6 protein-coding genes are annotated in these 8,845 nt (G+C 55.0%); all 6 read right to left on the bottom strand.

The features are described 5' to 3' along the window. Positions 1-619: 619 nt before the first annotated feature. Complete coding sequence (locus GOW98_RS12640; RefSeq protein ID WP_170332498.1) at positions 620-1,369, bottom strand: proteasome-type protease; 750 nt, start codon at positions 1,367-1,369, stop codon at positions 620-622. Between the two features lie 11 nt (positions 1,370-1,380). Beyond that, on the bottom strand, positions 1,381-2,178 hold the full coding sequence (locus GOW98_RS12635; RefSeq protein WP_170332496.1) for a transglutaminase family protein: 798 nt from the start codon (positions 2,176-2,178) through the stop codon (positions 1,381-1,383). A gap of 3 nt (positions 2,179-2,181) precedes the next feature. Next, positions 2,182-3,123, bottom strand: coding sequence for an alpha-E domain-containing protein (locus GOW98_RS12630; protein ID WP_170332494.1), 942 nt, complete (start codon positions 3,121-3,123; stop codon positions 2,182-2,184). A gap of 1 nt (position 3,124) precedes the next feature. After that, the gene (locus GOW98_RS12625; RefSeq protein WP_170332492.1) at positions 3,125-4,543 is read right to left on the bottom strand and encodes a circularly permuted type 2 ATP-grasp protein; all 1,419 of its coding nucleotides are present in this window, start codon (positions 4,541-4,543) and stop codon (positions 3,125-3,127) included. Between the two features lie 807 nt (positions 4,544-5,350). Then, positions 5,351-7,273: a DUF3604 domain-containing protein gene (locus tag GOW98_RS12620; protein WP_170332490.1), complete on the bottom strand. Its 1,923-nt coding sequence runs from the start codon at positions 7,271-7,273 to the stop codon at positions 5,351-5,353. A 128-nt stretch (positions 7,274-7,401) separates the two neighbouring features. Next, positions 7,402-8,838: a PLP-dependent aminotransferase family protein gene (locus tag GOW98_RS12615; protein ID WP_170332488.1), complete on the bottom strand. Its 1,437-nt coding sequence runs from the start codon at positions 8,836-8,838 to the stop codon at positions 7,402-7,404. Positions 8,839-8,845: the final 7 nt, after the last annotated feature.

Raw genomic sequence — 8,845 nt, 5'->3', positions numbered from 1 at the left:
TCCTACTCCCGCAACCACTTTTACCGAACACAGTGTCGAACAAGCCGCCTCAGGGTGGTGTTTCTATTTGTGCCATCACCGCTGGAAGCACTGTGGAAGCACAAGTATGCAAAACATCCTGTGGTGAACGTACAACTGTTGTGCAAAAAGAATAAGCAACCAAATCTGGGTGTGAAAATCAAGCAACCGTGTGGTGATTTGATACGCCTTTTTTAGCCAAATATGAGGCGACAGCCAAATGGAACTGCTGGGAATAGCCGAAATTTTCTGCGGCACCTCATCGTGCGAATCTGCAGCTCGATACCAATTTCAATGTAAAAGGACTGTTCGGCTTGGTACGCAATTTGATGTTGAGCGATCACCCTGTCCGGGTCCCACTATGACAGTTGGGTCAGGTTTGTGTAACGTTCAACTCGCAGAAAACAACAGCAGTGAGCTCAAAAAACTTCGTGCTACGTTTTTCACCCAGGACTGCTTTCGGTAATAAATCGGACTTGGTAGCGTTATGCGAACGGCCACTTTCCGCAAAACAAGTTTATTAGCCTTTACTGTAATGCTGCCCAGCGAAACCGCGCAGCAAAAAATTCGCTTGCTTGCGTCCGGAACAACTTAACGGCACTCAAATGTCTTGTTCGCCTACATTGGTATACTCTGGAAGCTTGGACAAAGCAGATTTCAACGCGTCGCCCCAACCTTCTGAAACAGTTCGGAAGTAATCGTCATCTGCCTCGAACCGCGAGCGTTTGCCGGCCTCGAAACTGTCTTCGTTGTAAAGCAGCAGATCCAGCGGTGCCCCGACGGACAAATTGGCTTTAATCGTGGAATCGAAGCTGACGAGCAAAAGTTTCACGGTCTCAGGAAAGCTCATCTCGGGATCATAGGCGCGGACCAGGATCGGGCGACCGTATTTTGTCTCTCCGATCTGAAAGAACGGGGTTTCGTCTCCGGCTTCAATAAAGTTGCCTTCTGGGTAGATCAGGAACAGGCGCGACGGTCCGCCTTTGATTTGCCCACCCAACACCATCGTGGCATGAAAGGCGCTGTCGGCTTGTTGGCCGGATTTCGCGTGTTGCTCAATCACACTGTTCAGCGTTTCCGCCACCAATTGGGCAACCTGAAACATCGTGGGGGCTTCGAGGATCGATGGAGTGCGCTCTTCGGGCACTTTGGTACGCTCCTCAAGCAAGCTGATTGTCGCTTGGGTCGTCGCCAGATTTCCAGCGGTCAGCAAGGTGATGGACCGCTCCCCTTCCACTGTCCAGCTGAACATCTTGTTGAAGGTCGAGACGTTGTCGACACCAGCGTTTGTGCGTGTGTCGGACATGAAAACCAGCCCGCGGTTCAGCCGCATGCCCACAGCATAGGTCATTGTCTTCTCCGTTATTGCTGTGCGATCTGCAACTGTACCGTCAACTGCTCGCCCGCTGTCCCAATTCGGCTTCCTATTACCGGGGCAGCCTGCGTATAGTCCAGACCGGTTGCGACGCGAACATAACGATCATCTGGGGAAATCCCGTTCGAGACGTCAAAACCAACCCAGCCGAGCCCCTCCAGATGCACCTCGGCCCAGGCGTGGGTCGCATCCTGCAACTCGGTTTCATTCATCATCAGATAGCCCGAGACATAGCGCGCCGGTAGGCCAATCTTTCGTGCGCAAGTGATAAAAATATGGGCGTGATCCTGACATACGCCGCTACCTGCCTCGATAGCATCTTCCGCGCTCCAATCGGGGTGCGAACTTCCGATCTCATAGGTGACGCAGCCTCGGATTGCTTCAGACAAAGCGTGCATTCGGTCCAACGGTTCATCCTCAGGCAAGGACCGGACCAGTTCAGCGACACCTTTTCCAGGCTTTGTCTGACGCGTGTCGCGTTTAAAAAGCCAAAGCGGCGTCGAGCCCTCATGACGTCCCAAAACACCATGCGTGTCTTCAACCTCGACCACCCCCTCCGAGATCAAGGAAACGCTTTGGGTGTTCACGTCAAAGCTGATCAGCTCCACCGTGTTACGATGATAGTCCTCATAGCTCAGTTCCTTGCGACCACCGATAACCTCAGTGGTCCATCTTTCGATGTGCTGGTTGCGAAAAGACTTAGGAGTCTTTCTCAGTTGCTGAAGACCGAAAGGAACCGGCGCGTCGAAATCGTATCGGGTTTCATGTTTGATGTGCAGTTTCATGGGCTACTCATAGAACCGGTAGTCGACTTCGACTTGGCGACTTAAGTCACTAAGATCTCTAAGAAAATCTTCGATATATTCGTGTAGCCCATAGTCGAAGATATCTGATATCTGTCGGCCAAGGTACTTTTCGGAAAGCAAGTTGGATGCTTCGCATGAGGGGCCCGCAAATCCGTAATCTTTCTTGAGGTAAGACAGGTTCTCTTGAATCTTCCTGCAACAGAAATGAAGGCTGCGGGGCATGCGCTGATCCAGGATCAGGAACTGAGCGATATCCGAAGGTGTCGTTTTTTGCCCGTGAGTCATCCGGTATCCGCCACCAGCCCCGACTGAGCGCAGGATGCTCTCCCACTGGATATTGTCCAGCGACGACCCGACCGAAAACGCAGTGGGCAGCAGGACATAGTATTTAACGTCAAGAATGCGTCCGGTGTTGTCGGCACGTTCGATGAAATTCCCGATACGCATGAAATCAAACATGTCATTGCGCAGCATCGTGCCAAGGATCGCACCACGCACAAGGGCCGCTTGCTGACGGATCAGCTCAAGCGTACCTGGCAGGTCTCGCTCATTCACACGGCGTTTCATTGCCGCGTCTACTTGCATCCATGTGCTGTTTACCGCGCTCCAAACGTCATGGGTCAACGCCGTGCGGACAAGACGCGCGTTGTCTCTGGCCTGTTTGATGACCGATTTTATGGATGAGGGGTTTTCGCCATCCCTCAGCATCCAGTCCACAGCGTTTTCCTTGGTGATCTCTTCATATTTGGCGGAATATCCGCCCAGAACGCCCGCTGTTTTCAGCACCGAGCCCCATTCCTCAACCGAATTTTGGGTTCGGGTTAAAGCCATCCTTTGTCCGGTTTCCAGCAATCTCGCCGTGTTTTCCGCTCGTTCCAGATACCGGGACATCCAGAACAACCCACCAGCCGTTTTTCCCAGCATGTCAGTCCTCCAGAACCCAGGTGTCTTTTGTCCCGCCGCCCTGGCTGGAATTCACAACCAGTGACCCTTTCTTGAGCGCGACGCGGGTTAAACCTCCGGGAGTGATCTTCACACCTTCAGGCGAAACCAAAACAAAAGGCCGCAGATCGACATGTCTGGGAACAAGACCAGATCGCGCAAAAATTGGGACGGTCGACAAAGACAACGTCGGTTGGGCGATGTAGTTCGACGGCCGGGATTTGAGCTTGTGGCGGAAGGCTGCGATTTCTTTCTTGCTGGCTGTCGGCCCGATCAGCATCCCATAACCGCCAGAGCCGTGTACCTCTTTCACGACAAGCTCGGACAGATTGTCCAGCACGTAGGCCAGAGAATCCGGATCGCTGCACCGCCACGTCGGAACGTTCTGGAGCAGTGGCTTTTCGCCCGTGTAGAATTCAACAATTTCCGGCATGTAAGAATAGATCGCCTTATCGTCAGCAATCCCGGTGCCGGGCGCATTGGCAATCGTAATGCCACCAGCGCGATACACGTCCATAATGCCCGGCACCCCCAAAGCGCTGTCCGGGTTGAAGTTCAGAGGATCCAGAAACTCGTCATCAACGCGCCGGTAGAGGACATCGATCGGCTTGTATCCTCGCGTTGTGCGCATGCAAACCCGCCCATCAACGACTCGCAGGTCATGACCTTCGACCAACTCCACAGCCATCTGATCTGCTAGAAAGGCGTGCTCGTAATAGGCCGAGTTGTAGATGCCGGGCGTCAGCACGGCGACAGTTGGCTCTCCTTCCGCACAGCTTGGCGCGCAAGCAGCAAGGGATCGTCGCAGGTTTTTAGGATAGTCAGAAACATTCCGCACATTATTGGCACTGAAGAGTTCGGGGAACATCTTCAACATGGTTTCCCGGTTTTCGAGCATGTAGCTGACGCCTGATGGCGTGCGAGCGTTGTCTTCCAACACATAGAATTCGTCCGGCCCGGTGCGCACCAGATCGATACCAACGATATGCGTGTAAACCTGACCGGGCGGCGCGACGCCCAACATCTGAGGTAGAAACGCCTCGTTGCCAGCAATCATCTCGGCGGGAACACGACCTGCGCGTACAATTTCCTGACGATGGTAGATGTCGTATAGAAAGGCATTGATAGCCCTGACGCGTTGTTCAATGCCACGCTCCAGCCTCTGCCATTCCCTCCCGGATATGACCCGTGGAACTATATCGAACGGGATCAACCGTTCTTCTGCTTCGGCTTTTCCATAAACGTTGAAGGTGATCCCGGTTAGTCTGAATACTTCTTCAGCTTCACGCTGTTTGGCCCTAAGTCTCGAAGCATCTTCGGCATTGAACCAGCGCCCGATTTCTTCGTAAGGACCCCGCAGAGATCCAGTGTCGCTGAACATTTCATCAAAGTAGTTGCTCATGCGAGGAGTGTGACTCAGATGTCTGGAGGTTCAAGTGCTATGGGCTGGATTACTCTAAGCTCTCAGGAAAGTGCCTATTTTTTAGGCAAAGTTATGCGCGGATTTCGAAGGGTCTTTTCCTTCCAAGTACTCTATCGTCCTCTGCCAACCGCAAAAAACAATTGTGAGCGTTTTCCAGTTGGTTTGAAAACTCGCGTAGGGGTTTTTGAGAAATTGAATGCTGCATGGCAAGCCTTTCCAGGGAAAATAGAAAATGGATGCAGCAGCCCAAAAACACTCCCAGATCAATTGTGTTTCGTCCGTTTCTCGCATGATAGCTACCATACGTTGACTCCATACCGGCGTCTGTAAAGAAGGACAATTGTAGGGTTTGGATTCCAACGAGACGACAACCAATTGGTCTCAGCAATCGGAAGGCGGCGACAACAAAGGGCAACTCCGTCCCGTTCCGATTCCGCCAACACCTGCCCGAGCCGTTGCAACTCATGTTGGTTCCGAAACCGTTCCCGTTTCTCTTCATGGTATTTTGGGACTTGGCGACAGGGTTTCGGTCAGTCAGGTCGCATGCCCCAGATTTCCGCAAGATTGAACATCTTGGACAATATGCCCAATGACCGCGACTTGGCGGGCCCTCTTCTGAGTGCTCCGTTGATTTAGCTGCGTTGTTGTCGCCAAGTTCTTCGGTCTGCCCGACCAGAAGGGTGGACTGGTTAGGCCAAACTGAACTACGGCAATGCCGCTCTGGCAAGGGCTACCCTCAGCGGCCGGAGCTGCATGCGTCGGTGCATTGGGTCTGCAATGAACCCTTCACCCTCCTGGGGTGAACCAGATCGGAGAGGAATAGGCGCGTTCCTGATGGGTCAGTTGCGCCTCTTCCGGCAGGTCAACGCCAAAGCGCAACTTGTCGTATAGCACCCAGCGTGGGGTAGGGATTTCAAGAACCCGCACATAGTAGAAGGCTCTTTCATTCGGGTCGAAGTCCGGATCGCTCCAAACGGTGACCAATTCGGATGCGCCGATTGTGTTGCTCCAGCTAGCGGATTCCAAGTCCACAGTATTGCCGACCTCGGGCAAGTTTCCGTCTGCATCCAGCGCCCGGTCATCCGACCAGGCTACGTTGTAGACTTTCTCCTGCAACGCACCGTCAGCATCCAACCAACCCTTTACGACCTGAACCCGGTCAAGATTTGCGCCGATCGGATCGCGCAGAGCGCCAATCAGGAAATTCGGGGCACCATCCCCTTCGCGCGGTCGCAGATCACTGCCCATGGGGACGCCCTTGGTATAGCCAACATCAGCAACCAAACGGGTCAGAAGGTCTTCCTCGGTAAAGTCCCAGCCGCCAAAGAATCTGAGGCCGATCCGTGGACCTGTGGTCGCATAGGTTTCCCGGCGTTTGAACGCATCGAAAATGGCCGCCCGCGTGTTATCAGATGCCCATACAGCGGTGTATCCTGACGCAACCAGCGTATGCCCTTCAAATGCCCCAAGATCGCTTTCCACAAACGGATGCAGCACTCGCCTGGCCGAAGGTTCCGCGCTGACGGATTTGCCAAAGTAGTTTTCCTCTTCCGCTGTGGCCAGCGAAGTATGGCTGTCCGTCGCACCACCCATGCCGAATTTATACGGGTTCACGCCGAACTTCTCTTCCAATGCCAAGCCGCGTTTCAGGGCCTCACGTGCGTACTCACCAGCCAACATGTCATCGGTTTTCAACTCGGTGATATCGAGGTTGCCGACGTCCCAGTTTTCATAATCGGCAAAGGGATCTTCTGGACTGAGGAACGGGTGTGCTTCACCATCGCCCTTGATCTGCGTGACCTCGTAGTGCGGCTCCCACTTGGCGCGGTTTTGCACGTATTCCTCGTCGACCTTGCCGCCGTGATAGGTGTCTTCGGTGGGGAACATCCAACCATTCGACAGGTTCCCATTGTGGGCGAAAGCCACGGCGCGGCCTCCGGTTTTGGACTGATACTCCTCAAGCCAAGCATAAAGCGCCTTTGGGTCGGTGTCCCCGTAGGGTGGTTGTGTTACCGGCGGCACCATCTGCAGAGCCCGGATCGGACCATCCCGCAGCATGACGTTGCGGTGCAGGTTGAATCCCTTTGGAACCGAGGTCCATTCGAACCCGATAAAGGCCGTGAAATTGCCGGGATCGTTATGGCGTTCTGCCGCCATGACGATCTGTTCCCAAGTAAAGGCAAAGGCGTCCGCGCCGGGGCTGTAAGACTCCAGCAGAAGCTCGGGCAGAGTCATCTGCGAGAAGTTGGTGATGATGTCGAACGCCGCTTTGGCAGCATCTTCGCCGCCGGCTTTGTAGCCTTCGTACCACTCCAATCCTTTTGGTTCGGCCAGAACACCGGGTTTGCCCGCCTGCAAATCAGGCGCGAAGCCCATAAGGTCGGTGTGGTCGGTCAATACCATCCAATCCAACGGTCGGGCCAATCTGACCGGTTGGCCAGTTGATGAAATGACCTGTTCGCCCTTGGCAAACCGCCATGCGTCGTCGGGAAGCAGCGTGTTGCCAAACGCGCCAGCATCAAGCGACAGCCCTGTGTGCAAATGGGTGTCCCCCCAAAGCGGGCGTTCCGGGAACGAGCGGTTGGCATAGGGCGAGAAGGGACGCTCGGCAAAAGTCCCCTCGGCGGCTTCCTTGCTGGGGACGGCGTCAGCCAGTGCGATTGCTGGCAGAGATGCCAAACTAAACAAATAGAAAGACAGTCGAAGCATGTGAACTTCCCCCTCACAGACACAACGGTTTCAATTGATGAAAATATATATCTTGTTTTTATGATATCACGTTGTTTCGCGCAGGTGTTAAAAACTTCGACAGACCCGGGCGAGCTGTGCACGACAGCTCAGGACTGTTTGTGAAGGATGGTGATCAGCCGTTCCGCCGCGTCCGAAAGCGTGTCCTCGTCAAAGGCCGCGTATCCAAGCAGCAACCCCTGCAGTTTTTCAGGCAGTACGCAGTGCGTTGACAAAGCGCTGACGCGCAGGCCGTTTTGCTCAGCCCGTTTGCTAATCTCAAGATCGGATATCCGGTCAAGCAGCGGTGTCTTTGGCGATACGCACAAGTGCATTCCGGACGCGTCGGGCTGAAGGTCCAGAAGGTTAGCAACCGGGGCAAGTGCGTTAAGTAGATGGCTCTGACGCCGGGCATAGACCCGCCGCATCCGCCGCAGGTGCATGGCAAATTCACCGCTGTTCATGAAGGCCGCCAAAGCGGGTTGCGGGATCAATGAGGCGCGGGGGCCGACGCGGCGTAGATAGGCCAGAGTGCTGTGCAGCAGGCGCTTGGGAACCACCAGGTACCCGATCCTCAGCGCGGGACTGACCAATTTCGAAAAGCTGCCGAGGTAAATCGTGTTGTTCAAACCGTCCAGCCCCGAAAGCGAGGGTAAGGGTTGGCCTCGATATCGGAACTCGCTGTCATAGTCGTCTTCGATCACCACAGCGCCGGCGCGCCGTGCCCAATCCAGCACGGCAACCCGGCGGGACAGGGGCAGGCTTACACCCGTGGGATAGTGCCGCGAGGGGGTGACGATCGTGGCATGTGTGCCCTGCGGAATTCTGTCCACATCCATCCCGTCCTGATCGATACGAACGGGTTGGGCACTGTTGCCCGTGTCGGCAAGTATTGTGTGCAGTTTGGGCCAACAGGGGTCCTCAACCGCGACCTGTTTGCCCGCGCCAAGCAGGCCGTGGAAAATCACCTCGAATGCTTCGCGCGCGCCAGAGGTGATCACCACCTGAGCGGGATCACAATTCAGGTGACGCCACGCGGCAAGGTGGTCCGAGATCGCCTCGCGGAGTGGGTACCAGCCCAGCGGGTCCGGGCGGGTCAAAAGCGCGGGCGTCGGACTGCGCCATGCGCGTTCAAGATGGCGGGCCCATTGCCGGTGCGGTAGCAGGGTTTGATCGGGCAGCCCGGTTTGAAATGGACGCCATTCCTCGGTCATCGGACCGGCCGGACGGGGGATCGGTTGTGGCTGCGACAGATGGGTGATTTCGCTGGCAACAAAAGTACCGCTGCCTTGCCGGGTGACCAGATACCCCTCACTGATCATCTGATCATAGACCACCTGAACCGTCGTGCGAGAGATCGACAGCTCGGACGCCAGAGCCCGGCTGGCGGGCAGACGCGCGCCGACCAATTCCGGAGACTTTGAGACAATTGTCCGTAACGCATCCAGCAACTGGGCCTGCAATGGTGCCTTCAGCGCCGCATCCAACGAGATCGCAAACAGATCACGGTGCAAATTGGCCTTATAAAAAGTTTCAAAATTGGACATTTGCCAA

The sequence above is a fragment of the Ruegeria arenilitoris genome (assembly GCF_013032445.1).
GTDB classification, from domain to species: Bacteria; Pseudomonadota; Alphaproteobacteria; order Rhodobacterales; family Rhodobacteraceae; genus Ruegeria; species Ruegeria arenilitoris_F.
This window is presented reverse-complemented; position numbering and strand designations above follow the sequence as displayed.

Coding starts and splice junctions, on each gene's coding strand:
- GOW98_RS12625 (WP_170332492.1), bottom strand. CDS start 4,543: ATGAGCAACTACTTTGATGAAATGTTCAGCGACACTGGATCTCTGCGG.
- GOW98_RS12615 (WP_170332488.1), bottom strand. CDS start 8,838: ATGTCCAATTTTGAAACTTTTTATAAGGCCAATTTGCACCGTGATCTG.
- GOW98_RS12635 (WP_170332496.1), bottom strand. CDS start 2,178: ATGAAACTGCACATCAAACATGAAACCCGATACGATTTCGACGCGCCG.
- GOW98_RS12630 (WP_170332494.1), bottom strand. CDS start 3,123: ATGCTGGGAAAAACGGCTGGTGGGTTGTTCTGGATGTCCCGGTATCTG.
- GOW98_RS12620 (WP_170332490.1), bottom strand. CDS start 7,273: ATGCTTCGACTGTCTTTCTATTTGTTTAGTTTGGCATCTCTGCCAGCA.
- GOW98_RS12640 (WP_170332498.1), bottom strand. CDS start 1,369: ATGACCTATGCTGTGGGCATGCGGCTGAACCGCGGGCTGGTTTTCATG.